15 protein-coding genes and 2 pseudogenes are annotated in these 14730 nt (G+C 61.1%); 12 read left to right on the forward strand and 5 right to left on the reverse strand.

From position 1 onward, the window contains the following. Positions 1 to 8: 8 nt before the first annotated feature. Positions 9 to 845, forward strand: coding sequence for a hypothetical protein (locus WS57_RS15965; protein WP_060249068.1), 837 nt, complete (start codon positions 9 to 11; stop codon positions 843 to 845). Between the two features lie 15 nt (positions 846 to 860). Here WS57_RS15965 and WS57_RS15970 read toward each other — a convergent pair whose 3' ends face one another. Beyond that, complete coding sequence (locus WS57_RS15970) at positions 861 to 1046, reverse strand: ribbon-helix-helix protein, CopG family (protein WP_009687169.1); 186 nt, start codon at positions 1044 to 1046, stop codon at positions 861 to 863. Positions 1047 to 1193: 147 nt separating this feature from the next. Next, positions 1194 to 1952 (reverse strand): YoaK family protein, encoded by a 759-nt coding sequence (locus WS57_RS15975; protein ID WP_009687168.1) that lies wholly within the window; start codon positions 1950 to 1952, stop codon positions 1194 to 1196. A gap of 466 nt (positions 1953 to 2418) precedes the next feature. On the opposite strand from WS57_RS15975, the gene WS57_RS15980 reads away from it, so the two are divergent. Both WS57_RS15980 and WS57_RS15985 read left to right on the forward strand, forming a co-directional pair. Further along, positions 2419 to 2769, forward strand: a complete 351-nt coding sequence (locus tag WS57_RS15980; RefSeq protein WP_009687167.1) for a hypothetical protein — start codon at positions 2419 to 2421, stop codon at positions 2767 to 2769. Next, positions 2766 to 2978 (forward strand): twin transmembrane helix small protein, encoded by a 213-nt coding sequence (locus WS57_RS15985; RefSeq protein ID WP_009687166.1) that lies wholly within the window; start codon positions 2766 to 2768, stop codon positions 2976 to 2978. Before WS57_RS15980 ends, WS57_RS15985 begins: the two co-directional genes overlap by 4 nt. 362 nt (positions 2979 to 3340) lie before the next feature. Here the strand turns inward: WS57_RS15985 and WS57_RS37105 are convergent, their stop codons facing one another. Further along, complete coding sequence (locus tag WS57_RS37105) at positions 3341 to 4327, reverse strand: hypothetical protein (RefSeq protein ID WP_155774313.1); 987 nt, start codon at positions 4325 to 4327, stop codon at positions 3341 to 3343. Between the two features lie 39 nt (positions 4328 to 4366). Then, positions 4367 to 5493, reverse strand: a protein-coding gene (locus tag WS57_RS15990) for an IS3 family transposase (RefSeq protein WP_419468979.1) whose coding sequence is annotated in 2 segments (ribosomal slippage) — positions 4367 to 5235 and positions 5235 to 5493 — 1128 coding nt in all. Because the reading frame shifts where the segments join, the coding sequence is not laid out codon by codon here. 49 nt (positions 5494 to 5542) lie between these two features. On the opposite strand from WS57_RS15990, the pseudogene WS57_RS16000 reads away from it, so the two are divergent. From WS57_RS16000 to WS57_RS37640, 4 genes and pseudogenes are all read left to right on the forward strand, one after another. Beyond that, positions 5543 to 6457 (forward strand): annotated as a pseudogene (locus WS57_RS16000) (alpha/beta hydrolase); the annotation flags it as partial. A 74-nt stretch (positions 6458 to 6531) separates the two neighbouring features. Continuing rightward, entirely contained in the window at positions 6532 to 7491 is a 960-nt protein-coding gene (locus WS57_RS37635) for a T6SS immunity protein Tli4 family protein (RefSeq protein ID WP_167361731.1), read from the forward strand. 11 nt (positions 7492 to 7502) lie between these two features. Then, the gene (locus WS57_RS16010) at positions 7503 to 7790 is read left to right on the forward strand and encodes a PAAR domain-containing protein (protein WP_009688388.1); all 288 of its coding nucleotides are present in this window, start codon (positions 7503 to 7505) and stop codon (positions 7788 to 7790) included. 334 nt (positions 7791 to 8124) lie between these two features. Continuing rightward, positions 8125 to 9165 (forward strand): T6SS immunity protein Tli4 family protein, encoded by a 1041-nt coding sequence (locus WS57_RS37640; protein WP_230945510.1) that lies wholly within the window; start codon positions 8125 to 8127, stop codon positions 9163 to 9165. A gap of 300 nt (positions 9166 to 9465) precedes the next feature. Here the strand turns inward: WS57_RS37640 and WS57_RS16020 are convergent, their stop codons facing one another. Then, on the reverse strand, positions 9466 to 10296 hold the full coding sequence (locus tag WS57_RS16020) for an alpha/beta fold hydrolase (RefSeq protein WP_059514694.1): 831 nt from the start codon (positions 10294 to 10296) through the stop codon (positions 9466 to 9468). A 180-nt stretch (positions 10297 to 10476) separates the two neighbouring features. Between WS57_RS16020 and WS57_RS35880 the strand changes: the two are divergent. From WS57_RS35880 to WS57_RS16045, 5 genes and pseudogenes are all read left to right on the forward strand, one after another. After that, positions 10477 to 10608: pseudogene (locus tag WS57_RS35880) on the forward strand (MerR family DNA-binding transcriptional regulator); the annotation flags it as partial. 96 nt (positions 10609 to 10704) lie between these two features. Further along, positions 10705 to 11915 (forward strand): IS3 family transposase gene (locus WS57_RS16030; protein WP_155774291.1). Its coding sequence is split into 2 segments (ribosomal slippage): positions 10705 to 11020 and positions 11020 to 11915, totalling 1212 coding nucleotides; the frame shifts between segments, so codons are not numbered across the junction. 37 nt (positions 11916 to 11952) lie between these two features. Beyond that, positions 11953 to 12261, forward strand: coding sequence for a MerR family DNA-binding protein (locus tag WS57_RS16035; RefSeq protein ID WP_081337629.1), 309 nt, complete (start codon positions 11953 to 11955; stop codon positions 12259 to 12261). Positions 12262 to 12420: 159 nt separating this feature from the next. Further along, positions 12421 to 13335, forward strand: a complete 915-nt coding sequence (locus WS57_RS16040; protein WP_059514697.1) for a hypothetical protein — start codon at positions 12421 to 12423, stop codon at positions 13333 to 13335. Between the two features lie 24 nt (positions 13336 to 13359). Further along, the gene (locus WS57_RS16045; RefSeq protein ID WP_059514699.1) at positions 13360 to 14610 is read left to right on the forward strand and encodes a saccharopine dehydrogenase family protein; all 1251 of its coding nucleotides are present in this window, start codon (positions 13360 to 13362) and stop codon (positions 14608 to 14610) included. Positions 14611 to 14730: the final 120 nt, after the last annotated feature.

The following is a 14730-nucleotide window of genomic DNA, read 5'->3' on the forward strand; positions in this document are numbered from 1 at the left end:
GGGCGCACATGAACGCGGATCGCGCATCGTACGACGCGTTCGTCCGGTTCCTGTCGACGCCGTTGCGCGACGGAAAGCCGTTCGTGCTGAAAACGCGGCACGCGATTTCGCTGCACTTCGATCATCTGGCGACGCAGAGCTTCATGTCGCTGAAGGATCCGTCCGCGCTCGCGCTCGGCTATACGCGCGTGATGATGGGCTTTCTGCTGCTGCAGCCGGCGCCCGCGCACATCTGCATGCTGGGGCTCGGCGGCGGCTCGCTCGCGAAGTTCTGCTACCGGCATCTGCCGGGCGCGGCGATCGACGCGGTCGAAATCAACCCGGACGTGATCGCGCTGCGCGACGTATTCCGGATTCCGGCGGACGATGCGCGCTTTCGCGTGGTGTGTGCCGACGGCGCGGATTACGTGGCGAGAGCGGACGTGCGGACCGACGCGATCCTGCACGACGCGTTTGCGGCGGACGGGATGCCGGACCGCTGCACCGATCGCGCGTTCTTTGCGGCGTGCCGCGCGCGCCTGAGCGACGCGGGGGTGCTCGCGATCAACTTCACGGACGACGATCCGGCGCTGCCGGCGCATATCGAGCGGCTACGATCGCTATTCGGCGCGTCGTACGCGCTGGTGCGCTGCGGCGAGGGCAGCAACTTCGTCGCGTTCGCGTGGAACGGCGAGCGCCGCCTGCCGTCGATGCGGATCCTGCTCGAGCGCGCGATGTCGTTCGGCTTTGCCGGAAACCTCGGGCTGGTGTCGATTGCGCGACGGCTGAAGGCGGGGGAGAGCATCGATCCCGCGAAATTGACGTGGCGCGGCCCGGGCCACGGACGCTGGGAAATCGGCCCGTGACGGGCGCCGCGGGCGTTACTTGACCCGCTTGCCGAGCGCGCTCTTGGTCTTGTAGGTCACGCCGTGACGTTCGAGATATTCACGGATCAGTTGCCGCACGACTTGCGACGGCGTGAGATCCTGCTCCGCGCAGAGCATGTCGAAGGCTTCTTTCTTGGCGGGATCGATCAGGACGGTCAGGCGGGCGGTTTTCGTTTCCATTGCGGTGAGTGGCGCGGCAGATATGTTAATCAAATTATAATGCATTTGCTGGCGGCGCCACGCTGGAGCGCCGCCGCCTGTCGGTGTGGGCCGACCTCTCCAGGCCTCGGACTTCCCGCTTGACACCCCGCCGTATATCGCGCCGGTTCAGGGCCTGCTGTCGAAATGCGCAAGCAGGTCGTCGACGACCGGTACGATCGCGAGCATGACGAGCACGCCGGCGAGCGGCACCGTCGATACGTAGCCGACGTGCTTGAAGCCGATCGCGCCGGCCAGGCCGCCGACGAAGAACGACGTCAGCATGGTCGCATGAATCCTCAGCTTCGAGCGGTTCGCGACGACCGCATGCGCGTCCACGACGACGGCCGAACGATTCCAGTAGAAAAGCTTGCCGAGCTCGATGCCCAGATCGGTCACGATGCCGGTCATGTGCGTCGTGCGGATTTCCGCGCCCGACAGTTTCGTGATCGTCGCGTTCTGCAGGCCCATGATGAAGCAGAGCAGGATCACCGTCACCGGCACGAAGAACGCCTCCCACAGCGCGAGGTGACTGCCGAGCATGCCGAACAGCAGCAACAGCATCGCCTCGACCAGCAGCGGCAGCACGTACTGACTGTGCAGCCCGCGGCGACGCCCCCAGTTCACGAGCATCGCCGAGCAGCCGGCGCCGACCAGGAACGACGCGAGCGAGCTGATGCCGGCCAGCGCGAGACGGACGTCGCCGAGCGCGGTCTGGTCCGCGATCGCCGACACGATGCCGCTCATGTGCGACGTGTATTGCCTGACCGCGAGGAAGCCGCCGGCGTTGGTCGCGCCGGCGACGAAGGCGAGCGAAAAACCGAGCTGACGGTTCGCGGTCGCGCTGCGGTGTTTTCCCGTCAGGCTTCGGAAGTACTGCGCTGGCATAGGGGTTCGCTCAATCGCCGTGAAACGCGGGCATCGACGTGTGACGGCCGGCGTGGCGCGCCGGCCGGGCCGGTGGCGCGACGCGCCGGAACTTCGGGAATCATGTTGCTGACATGATAACGTCATTATCATGTTCTGTTAGCTTGATTGTGCTTTAAGTGCAATAATGCAGCGGTGTTGCGTCCCGATTTAGGGATGGCGCGATCTGCGGCTGCGCGCGGTCTGGAGCCGAGCCCATCCACGGCTACGCGCCGGCCCGGCTGACCGGTTGTGACGGCAGCTTCGGTGCGCACGGGGATTGCTCGATCGGGGCGCGCGCCGACATCGGCCGTTCGTGTCACGATTGCGCCATGTGCGGTGCGTTTCCGGGCGGGCGACCGCGCGCTCCGGTCGGCATGCAGTGCCATCGGGCGCGCCCGCCGATCCCGGTGCATCCCGCGGGCACGATGATTTCGACTACTGCTTCATGACACCCATCAAGTTCATTCTTCGTTACACGGCGATCCCGTTCCTCGCGATCGTCGCCGTCGTGATCTGGACCGTCATTCCGACGTCGAAGGAGATCGACGCGAGACAGTACGCGGCGTTGTCGCGCACGTACGCGAGTTTCCCTCTGCCGTTCAGGCGCGAGATCGCCGATGCGATGGACGACGGCCAGATCAACGACCGGAACTACCAGACGCTCGTGCGCGATTCGCTGGGCAACGGCGTCGCGCTCGACTGGCCGACGACCGGCGTCGGCGACGTCGACACGGAGCGACGCAGGCTGGCCGAACAGGTTCAGTCCGACACCGAACTTCCCGGGCATCAACCATGAAAACTCTGCTGGTCGCGGTGGCATTCGTTCTGATTATCGGCAGCCTGGTTTCCGCGCTGTACTTCATGAATCACGATCGGGGCAAGAGCAAGCGGATGGTCTGGTCGCTCGCGGCGCGCGTGGGTCTGTCGATCACGCTGTTTCTGTCGCTGTTGCTTGCGTACTGGCTCGGATGGATCGAGCCGACCGGGTTGCCGATCGGGCGATGAACGCGCGGTGTTGACCGGTCGTGGGGTGGCCGGGTAGGGCGAGGGAGGTTCGGCTGCATCGACTCTCGGGGAGAGGGTGCGGCTGATCCTGGAGAATCCGAGTTTGGATTCGAAATGCAGGCGTTGTGATAAGAATACTTATCTTGCTATCGTCCGTTTGGCGATGTCTGCAACCAGCCACGCGCGACACTGAGTGGCCGTTGTGGAACCACGCGAAGGACTCTTGGCGACCCGAAGTGGCCGTTCGGACTCGAGCGGACGCAGTGACTGCTTTCACGTATGCCGGTAGTGGTCACTCGGTACAGCTCGTACAAGCGATTGCGGAAAGGTAGCCACCGAAAGTACGTCCATGTGACAAGCGCTTACGCCACCGGCTGCAGATCGTCAGATACAGGAGGGCAGATCCAGCAACGCCGAGCAGCCCCGTAAAGGAATGACGCCGCCCGAGCGACGACGGACAAGCTTTCCGCGAGATCTCGTCCTCTTAAGAAAAGAAGACGACCGATTTCCTGAGATGAGTCATTGCACTTTCTCACATACTCAGCATCAACAATGCCACACCGGTGGGCTATCAAATGCCTGCGCTGACCCACGAGCCACAATTCCGGCGACTCGAAGACGCGAAGAAATTCGTCGGGCGCTCCAAGTTCAGCAAATAATACGGGGAATAAATCCTTTAGCAGTTGGGGGGAACTGAAGTCGCGGTCAACCCCAATGATGGTACCGAGCTTACCCGTCAGATCATAAGCATTTTTTTCCAGTATATTTGGCCAAGCCCCTTGTGCAATGGAGAATCGCTCCTTTAGCCTCTGATTTTTTGCGATGACACCGTATAAATCAGGTCGCTTATTCAAGGCAGCAATAAATACATCCTTGCAATAAACTTCGAATGCTCCCCAGGTCAGCAAACAAGCCTGATGCATTAGACGATTTAGCAGCTCTGGTCGCTGTTTCTTCAGATGATCATTACTTTTCCGAAGAACTGTTGAAACCAATAGATGGGTAAATTCTAAATTCTCGCCCAAAAAATCTTCGTCTGCAGGATTGGCTCCAGCGGCCTTCAATTCTTGAAGTCGTCGATTCGCGTCCGAGTCACCAATTAAAAATGGAGCCATAAGCAAATAGGGGAAATCCAACAAGTCCTTTGCTGCTCTCAAGTTGGAAACGAATGCACGAAACGGCTGCTCCAGCGGAGTTGCATCACCAGCCAAACCCTCAAGCATTTTATTAAGCGCATCGAATGGATCGGATAGAAGTGGTACCCAGTAGGACGCCTCGAGTTCACCGACTACATCACGGATTTCGTCAAATGCCTTTTGCGCCTCTTCATCGCGCTCGCGTGACTTCATAACTGACCTCTCATTGTAGTTCTTGACCTGCCCCCGGTTTTAGTCCGAACCGCAGTTAGAGTCCGAGGTTAAAAACTGCTGCTTTGCATCGTGCGCCCGCGCGAACTGCACCGGCGTCAGATAGCCGAGTGAACTATGAGGCCGCTCGGTGTTGTACTCGATACGCCATTCCTCAATCAGCCGCTTGGCGTGGCGCATTGAGACGAACCAGTGCTCGTTCAGGCATTCATCGCGGAACCGCCCGTTGAAGCTCTCGATATAGGCATTCTCCACCGGCTTGCCAGGCCGAATGAACGACAGCGTGACACCGGCTTCGTAGGCCCATGCATCCAGCACCTTACCAGCGAACTCCGGCCCGTTGTCGACCGTGATGGATGCGGGTAAGCCTCGCATCTCCTTGAGCCGCTCGAGCACTTGCTGCACTCGTAGGCCCGGCAGCGAAGTATCGACCTCGATGGCCAAGCACTCGCGCGTGTAGTCGTCGACCACGTTCAGGCATCGAAACCGCCGACCATAGGCCAGCCCGTCAGAAACGAAGTCCATCGACCAGCTCTGATTCGGGCCTGTTGCTAACGGCAGCGGCGTGCGCTCGACAGCCGCAATACGCTTGCGTCGCCGCTTGCGCACGCTCAGCCCCGCCTTGCTGTACAGGCGCCAGATGCGCTTGTGGTTGGCGAAGCAGCCATCCCGCTGCAACAGCACGTGAATCCGGCGATAGCCGTAGCGGCGCTTCTGCGCGGCGATGGCCATCATCCGGCCAGTCAGCGCTTCGTCATCAACTCGGCGGCGTGATTCGTAGTGGAACAGCGAGCGCGAAATCCCTACCAGCCCGCAGGCCCGGGTAACACCCATGGCACGTTCGGTCATCAATATCCGGACCGCTTCGCGCTTGGCCTGCGGGCTTGCTACTTTCGAGCCAGCAGGTCCTTCAGCGCGGCGTTGTCGAGCATCGATTCGGCTAACAGTCGCTTGAGCTTGCTGTTCTCCTGCTCCAGTTCCTTCAGGCGCTGAGCTTCGGAGACCGTCATCCCGCCGAACTTCGCTTTCCAGTTGTAGTAGGTCGCTTCCGAGATGCCGTACTTGCGACACAGCTCCGCCGGCTTCAGGCCAGCCTCGGCTTCCTTCAAGATGCCGATGATCTGTTCTTCGGTGAATCGCTTTTTCATTGCCGTTCCTCTCTGGAACGGACTCTACACCGTCACCGTACTAAACGCGGGGAGCAGGTCAGGGATCGACGGTTTCATCAATGGCGCGCTGCTCGGGAGCGATGCCGGCGAGTTCACTGCAGTAGCGGCGAACGCGCCGGGGCCGCTGGAATTGCTGCCGATGCCCGATTACCACAACGGCGAGCCGTGGTGGATTTTTTCGCGGCTCAATGGTGATCCGGTGATGAAGCTTCCTAAGGAAGGAAATGCGTACAAGGAAATTTTCGCCAATTCAAAATGGTACGGATTGGTACCTGCGGAATCTGAGTCGTTGTTGGATCCAGCTGGAATTGTCAAGGAAAGACTGGATAAAACTACGGAAAAGCCAACCGTCTCCGAAAATTTTCGCGATACCATGAGCCAAGTCGTTGTGAACCAGAACAAAATAATAAATGTCTATCACGATAACACTTACGTGTGCTACGGGGACGGCGCTTTGAAGTCCCGAGGATCGCCAACGTCGAGCGAAGGCGACGGCAAACCGACGATCGAGAAGAGCGAGAAGCTCGAGTCTCTGTTGGCGTGGGGTACGGTGATCTGGAAAGGGAACATTCCGGAGGGCGTGACAGAAGAAGAACTGCGGTCCGCGCGGTTCATGCACGATTCGCACAGCGGGACGCTGCGGGTGCATCTGGACCCACGCAACGTGACCATTGAGTTCGAGGTGCAGAAGGTGGCAAAGCTGCCCCCGGGTAATGATAAGCCCGATCCCGACAAGAATGGCATTATTCCGGGCGACGGAACCGTTCCGGTCTGGTCTGCAGAAGCTCCCGCGCGCGGCGTGAGCGGCGGAGCGGCTCCTGGCGTTCAAATGGCGTTTGATCAAGGAGGCTATGTGCATCAGGAAAGTTATAACCATCCGTGGGCGCGCTGGGCGTTACTCTATAGCATTGTACAAATCGCACAGGACGCACCGGAATGCTGACTCGAATTGGCAGATTTCTATTTCTGGTAATGGGCATATGCGCCTGTTCGATAACCTTTTCCGGAGAACCGACCTTGTCGAATCCCTTGTTGTCCAAGCAGCGCCCGTGGTGTATCGGTCGCTTTGTATTTGATCGGCCGGTCGCTAGCGAAATTTCAGATCAGCGATATGAGTATTGGGGAGACAGACTGGAGACACAACATAATGTGTCGTCTGCGGCGTATCACGCCAAGGTTGGTGGGCTTGAGTCTGATTTAAAAACAAAAAAGCGAATAGATCCGGGCAACAGAAACAAACCAACTAATCATGTATGGCTCGAAAGAGAAATATCGCCGACAACCAATTCAAGGGTATTTGCGTATCAACAAGCTTATACAGAGGGCGTAACGTTACCTTTTCATACAGAGGGCTATATTTTTGAGAACAATACGCTATTCCATACAACTGGCAAGATTGGCTCTAGCGGTTTGAACAAGTTTGAGCCGATTTACACCGATCTCTACCATCGTATCAAGGCTCGCGACAACTGGTCGGTGCCGACAGAACCGGGATTCTGCTTCGACGGCGGAATTGCTACAGGGTCGTCGACTTCCACCGAAGAGGTCAGCCAATCGTTCGCATTGATGCCAGGTCGGCCGGCGCTGCTCGTGATCCAGATGCGGGACTCTGTCAGCCAGGATCAGGGTCGACCACTAACCAAGACGCTTCCCGACTTGCGCGCGAAGATGGACCAGATCTCGAGCGGCAGCTACCGCATTTTGCGGCAAGGCAAGCGCACGGTGGCCGGGATGGACGCCGAGGAAGTGCTGTTCGCGCTGAAGGAAGGTGAGATCACGTCGTACCGCTTCTACCTGCTTGCGCCGGGCGACCCCAGCACGCTGGCGAAGCCGCATACGGCCATCCAGCTGTTGCTCGGTGCCAGCAGTCCCGACGCGAAGCCCGAAGAGGCGACGTCGCCAGTCGACGAGACAGGTGCATTGCAAACGTGGGACGCGCTGTTGAACAGCCTGCGGCTGCGGCCCGGTGCGGTGTAAGCGAGGCGGCCATGCGACGCTACGACATCGTGAAAGGTGATACGACCACGGTCGCCGGCATCGTGCAAGGGGGCGGTGGCGCAGATCTCATCGGCGGCCGGGAGCAAGCCTACGAGCACGATCCGGTGTGGTGCCCCGTCTGCAAAACCGTGGGCAAGATTGCGTGCGCCGGCCCGCGCATTTCCACCACGGGGCCCGATGGGCGACAGGCTGCGCTGAGCGACGATCTTTGCATGTGCGCGTGCCCGACGCCGCCGAAACTGGTGGCGTCGCAATCGACGTCGTACACCGACGTCTAGAACAGGAGAGCGGAATCTCGACGCGGTAGGCTGGCCAGCTCGGACAATCGGTCAGGATTGTGATTCGCATTCCGGCCCCCAGGGCTGCGGGTGTTCACAATCGACCGGCAGCGCGTCGAGATCTTTGCCTTCGATCCAATTCGGCTTCGGCCCGTAGATTCGCATATCGGCGCGGCCGCCGGCAAGGTGGTCGGATCATTAGGCGAATCGGCCAACCGTCGGGTACCAGGATCGACATGGCCATCGTCGCGAAATAGGTCGTCTCGGCGGTACCAGCGAACGACGCGGCAATGATCGCCGTGACGGCGATAAAAATCGCACAGGACGCACAGGAATGCAGACTCGAATTGGCAGATTTCTATTTTTGGTGATGGGCGTATGTGCCTGTTCGATAACCTTTTCTGCAGAACCGACCTTGTCGAATCCTTTGTTTTCCAAGCAGCGCCCGTGGTGCATCGGTCGCTTTGTGTTTGATCGGCCAGTCGCTAGCGAAATTACAGATCAGAGATATGCATATTGGGGAAATAAGTTGGAGGCCCAGCATAACGTGTCGTCTGCCGAATATCAATCCAAAATTGACAGGTTGGAAAAGAAACTTCGTACCGAAAGGCGGTTTGATCCAGAAAATCCAAAAAATCAATATAATCCTGTCTGGCTAGAGAGAGAAACTTCCCCGACCAAATATTCCCGCGTTTTTGCTTATCAAGAAGGCATCGCAAAGGCTGCGAAATTGCCTTTTGATACGGAAGGCTATATTTTCGAGCGTAACACCTTATTCCATACGACAGGGTCGTTTGGTGCAAGTGGTTTGGACAAGTTTGAACCTGTTTACACGGATCTCTACCGGCGTATCAAGGCTCGCGACAACTGGTCCGTGCCGACAGAACCGGGATTCTGCTTCGACGGAGGAATTGCTACGGGGTCGTCGACTTCCACCGAAGAGGTCAGCCAGTCGTTCGCATTGATGCCAGGTCGGCCGGCGCTGCTCGTGATCCAGATGCGGGACTCTGTCAGCCAGGATCAGGGTCGACCACTAACCAAGACGCTTCCCGACTTGCGCGCGAAGATGGACCAGATCTCGAGCGGCAGCTACCGCATTTTGCGGCAAGGCAAGCGCACGGTGGCCGGGATGGACGCCGAGGAAGTGCTGTTCGCGCTGAAGGAAGGTGAGATCACGTCGTACCGCTTCTACCTGCTTGCGCCGGGCGACCCCAGCACGCTGGCAAAGCCGCATACGGCCATCCAGCTGTTGCTCGGTGCCAGCAGTCCCGACGCGAAGCTCGAAGAGGCGACGTCGCCAGTCGACGAGGCAGGTGCGTTGCAAACGTGGGACGCGCTGTTGAACAGCCTGCGGCTGCGGCCCGGTGCGGTGTAAGCGAGGCGGCCATGCGACTAGTGGCGTCGCAATATGTATCTTACATCGAGATCTAAGCCGAGAAGTGAGCCCAGCACCGCTACGGAAAATCGTCCAGTAGTGAAATCTGCGGGCTCACTTTCTTGACGGACCGATGTGCTCGGAAGGGCGCGAACTGGATATATTTGGGGGCGCGCCGGCTCGGCTGCGGCAAATGACCGGGGCGGTGCAATCAGCACACTCGCCTCGGCCGGATTGTTGCGTCACACGAGACAAACGAGAACCGGGCGCCCGACAGTCACCTGCCCGACGCCCGTCCCCCTAACTCCGAATAAACGCCAGCAAATCGGCGTTGATCGTCTCGGCCTGCGTAGTCGGCATCCCGTGCGGGAATCCCGAATAGGTCTTCAGCGTGCCGTTCTTGACCAGCTTCGCCGACAACAGGCCCGAATCCTCGTACGGGACGATCTGGTCGTCGTCGCCATGCATCACCAGCACGGGGATCGTGGCGCGCTTGAGGTCCTCGGTAAAGTCGGTCTGCGAGAACGCGACGATGCCGTCGTAGTGCGCCTTCGCGCTTCCCATCATGCCTTGCCGCCACCAGTTCCAGATCACGCCCTGCGACGGCTTCGCACCGTCGCGGTTGTAGCCGTAGAAGGGGCCCGCCGGGATGTCGTAATAGAACTGCGCGCGGTTGGCCGCCAACTGCGCCTGCAGGTCGTCGAAGACCTGCTTCGGAAGACCGCCCGGATTGCTTTCGGTCTTCACCATCAGCGGCGGCACCGCGCTGATCAGCACCGCCTTGGAGACGCGGTCCTCCCCGTGACGGGCAACATAGTGAATGACCTCGCCGCCCCCGGTGGAATGGCCGACATGGACGGCATTCTGCACGCCGAGATGCTGGACGACTGCCGCCACGTCGTCGGCATAGTGGTCCATGTCGTGGCCGTCCCATACCTGACTGGAGCGTCCGTGGCCGCGCCGGTCGTGCGCGACGACGCGATAGCCTTGCGCCAGGAAAAAGAGCATCTGGGCATCCCAGTCGTCGGCGCTGAGCGGCCAGCCGTGGTGAAAGAAGATGACCTGGGCGTCCCGCGGCCCCCAGTCCTTGTAGAAAATGTCCACGCCGTCCTTCGTCGTCACATAACCCATGTTCGTTTCTCCGGTGAAATGCACAAGCGTTCAATCGGTGATGCGTGTCCCGGCAGTGTCCGCGACCGCCCGACGTCGAGTTTCGCCCCGCTGCGGTCGAAGCGGCTCGCTGGCTACGTTGCCGACAACTACTCTAGGATTAAAGTTAACCTTAAGGTCAATAATTTTTTCAGGTGCCGTATGAAGATCGGGGAACTGGCGAAACTCAGCGGGCTGACGGCCTCGCGTATCCGCTTTTACGAGGCGGAGGGCCTGATCACCGCAGTCGAACGCAACGCGAACGGCTATCGCGACTATGCGCCCGAGGCAGTGTGTGGAGCAGCCCCCTGAAACGCCGGACACAGTCACCCACTTACAATAACGGGTAGGCATAAGACTGTGTTTTTGACTAACACCAGGCAGGAAGTGATGGAAGTGTTGACGGGCCCGGAGCGCCGGCGGCGCTGGACGGCGGAGCAAAAGCTGGCGATGGTTCGCGAGAGTTTCGAACCAGGGAAGTCGGTTTCGATGGTCGCGCGGCAGCACGGCGTGAACCCGAACCAGCTGTTCCACTGGCGCAAGCTGTACCAGGATGGGAGCCTGTCAGCGGTCAAGGCTGGCGAGGAAGTGGTTCCGGCCTCAGAGCTGGCCGACGCGCTCAAGCAGATTCGCGAGCTGCAACGGATGCTCGGCAAGAAGACCATGGAGAACGAGATTCTCCGCGAAGCAGTCGAGTACGGCCGGGCAAAAAAATGGATAGCGCACTCGCCCTCGCTGCCGGAGGACGACCAGTGAAACTGGTTTGTGAAGTTCTCGGCGTGTCGCGCTCGAACGTATCGGCACGACTGTCGCGTCCGGCGACGTGGCGCGATGGCCGTCAATCGCGGCAGACGGACGATGCGAGCGTGGTCGAGGAAATCCGCCGAGTCGTCGGCGATTTGCCCAGCTATGGCTATCGCCGGGTGTGGGGCTCGCTGCGCAATGAACGCATTGCTGCCGGACAGGTGCCGTTCAATGCGAAGCGCATCTATCGCATCATGCGCACTCACGGTCTGCTGATGCAACGGCGTCCAGCCCCGCCTCGGCCGCAACGTCGGCACGATGGCAAGGTGGCCGTCGCGCGCAGCAATCAGCGATGGTGCTCGGACGGCTTCGAGTTCCGCTGCGACAACGGCGAGCCGCTGCGGGTGACGTTTGCGCTGGATTGCTGCGACCGAGAGGCGATGAGCTGGGCAGCCACGACAGCAGGTCACAGCGGCGACATCGTGCGCGACGTGATGCTGGCTGCAGTGGAAAATCGGTTTGGCAACGAACTGCATACCCCGTCCGAAATCGAGTGGCTGAGCGACAACGGTTCGGGCTACACGGCCGACGACACGCGCCGGTTCGCAGTGGCCATCGGCCTGAAGCCATTGACCACACCGGTGTGCAGCCCACAAAGTAATGGGATGGCAGAGAGCTTCGTGAAGACGATGAAACGCGACTACGTCGCCTTCATGCCGAAGCCGGACGCAGCGACTGCCGCACGCAACTTGGCCATCGCGTTCGAGCATTACAACGAGAAGCATCCCCATAGCGCGCTGAAATACCGCTCGCCTCGCGAGTTCCGGCGCTCGATGGATTCAGCAACCTTAGTGTGATGCCGTGTCCGGGATTACAGGGTCAACTCCAGTGTGGATGCTGGAAATCATCGCCAGCGCGCAGAATGCCGGCTTCTCGCTCGACCAGATCCGCACCCTGCTGCCGCTCGGGGCGGGAAACTGGCAGCACGACGAACTGGTCGCCGCGCTGAGGCGGAAGGTCGCCGAAATCGAGAACATGCAAAAACGGCTCGAGGAAAACCGTGTGCATCTGCTCGCCGCGATCAAGAGCATCGAAGAGCGGCCGATGGACCAAACATGTTCGGACAGGACGAAGTGGGTGCTCGACCGCCTGCGGGAGGAGGGTGTGATGACGACCCCGGAAAGGGCGCGTCGCAAGGATTGAACGGCCCGGATCGAGAGCGTCGCGGACAGCGGAGACTTTCCCGGTTCGACCGCTTGACCTTCAAGTTGACTTTAATCTTAGAGTGCTGACCGATACGCGCGATACCGGCGTGTCGAGCGCACTGCGCGCCGGGTTAAACATGGAGAAAGGTCAGCGAACATGGACAGGCCGTACACACTGGTCGATTTTGGGCCGCACAAGGTCGAAGTGCCGAAGGGCGGCTACTACGACCGCTACCGGATGAACCCGAACCTCGACGAGGTGGCCCGGGATCCCGCCGCGGGAAATATCGACTATTTCCGCAGGATTCCGAAGCGCCTGGTCGAATCGCGCGTCGGGCCGACCTGGGCGCCCAACTTCTACTACCGCACCAGCAATGTCCAGGTGCTGTTTCTCGCGCCGTTGTCGCGACTGCGGGCGATGCTGCCGCAGCCGCTCGAGCCGCTGCGCGCGTTCCCCGGCTATGGGCTGGTGGCGCTGACGTTCTTTTCGTACGCCGTATGCGACAACGATCCGTATGACGAAGCCTCGGTTGCGGTCGTGATCCGCCGACCCGGTGCACGCGGTTCCCATGCGCTGGAACTGCTCGACGCGATGCGCCGCCGCAGTTTCTTCGCGCATGTGCTGGCGCTGCCCGTCACCACCGAAATCGCGCGGGTGCGCGGCGTATACGGCTATCAGCTGCCCAAGTGGCGCACCGCGATCGACGTGAGCATCAACGCCGACGTGCGGGCCCGTATCGACGCCCCGGACGGCACGTCGGACCTGATCCTGCGCGCGCCGCTGCCGGCCTTGCGCGAGGCCGTGCCGCAATCGCGGATGGGCACGACGACGATGATCAACCGCGTCGACGGGGAATGGCATCAGTCGGTCGTGCAGACCAACACGCTGTCGTTCGCGCAGCGGCTGTTCCCGCGCGACGTGACGCTGACGCGCAACGGCGGTCCGCTGAGCCAGCTGCTCGACGGGCTCGGCGTATCGACCATGATGCGCCTGGACGTCGTCAAGGACGCCCAGATCGTGCTGAACCTGCCCACGCCGCTCGACGGTTTCGGGCGTGATGCCGGACAGTGAGCGCAGCCACGTGAGGAGATATCGATGACCGCTGCCGCTCCAGACTATGACCTCGTCGTGTTCGGCGCGACCAGCTTCGTCGGCCAGATCCTGACGCGATATCTTGCCGAGCACGTCGCGGCGCAGGGCGCAACGCTGCGCTGGGCCATTGCGGGCCGGTCCGCGGCGAAGCTCGACGCACTCAGGCATTCGCTCGGCGCGGCGGGGCAATCCTTGCCCGTCATCGTCGCGGACGCGGCCAGCGACACCGCATTGCGGGCCTTGTGCGCGCAGACCCGGGTGGTTGTCTCCACGGTCGGTCCGTACGCGCTCTACGGCGAACCGCTGATCAAAGCATGTGTGGAAAGCGGCACCGACTACTGCGATCTCACCGGCGAGACGCTGTGGATCAAAAGGATGATCGGGCGATACGAGTCCGCGGCCCGCAACAGCGGGGCGCGCATCGTGCATTGCTGCGGTTTCGACTCGGTCCCGTCGGACATGGGCGTGTGGTTCTTGCAGCAGCACGCGGTGCGCCAATACGGGGCGCCTGCCACCCGCGTCAAGATGCGCGTCAAGGTGCTCAAGGGCGGCGCCTCGGGCGGCACGGTCGCGAGCCTGATCAACGTGATCCAGGAGGCGGCTGCCGATCCGGCCGTGCGCAGGACCTTGCTCGACCCCTATGCGCTATGTCCCGACGGGCACGGCTTCAAGCTGCGCCAGCACTATGTCGGCGCCGCGCAGTTCGATCCCGCGTTCGACGCGTGGATTGCCCCGTTCGTGATGGCGGCGATCAACGAGCGCGTCGTGCACCGCACCAACGCGCTGTCCGGCAATGCGTATGGCGGCGCGTTCGCTTATGACGAGGCCATTTTGACGGGGCCCGGCCTCAAGGGGCGTCTCGCCGCGCTGGCGACCGTGGCGGGGCTGGGCGCGTTCATGGCGGGCGTCGTCGTCGGCCCGGTGCGCGCCGTCATGCAGCGCTTCCTGCTGCCGAAACCGGGCGAGGGCCCGAGCCCCGCGGCGCAACTCGCCGGCCGCTACGATCTGCGGTTCTTCGGCCAGACCGACGACGGAAGGACGATCCGCGCGAAAGTGACCGGCGATCGCGATCCGGGGTATGGCTCGACCGGCAGGATGCTCGGCCAGGCGGCGATCAGTCTCGCGCAGGATCTCGTCGAGAACGGCGTGAAGGTCGGGCGGCCGGGTGGCTTCTGGACGCCGGCGACGATATTCGATGAACGTTTCGTCGAGCGCCTGGCTCGTCATGCGGGCGTGCGCTTCGCGCTGATCTGACGGGCGGACGTTGCCGGCGTCGAGATCGGCAGCGTCCGCGCCAGCGCGAAGCGGGGGTGTTTCAAGTGCGGCCGGTCTCGAACATAAAGACGCCGCAGCCGGCGGCACGCGATGTCATGA

Source organism: Burkholderia pseudomultivorans, assembly GCF_001718415.1.
Classification (GTDB): domain Bacteria; phylum Pseudomonadota; class Gammaproteobacteria; order Burkholderiales; family Burkholderiaceae; genus Burkholderia; species Burkholderia pseudomultivorans_A.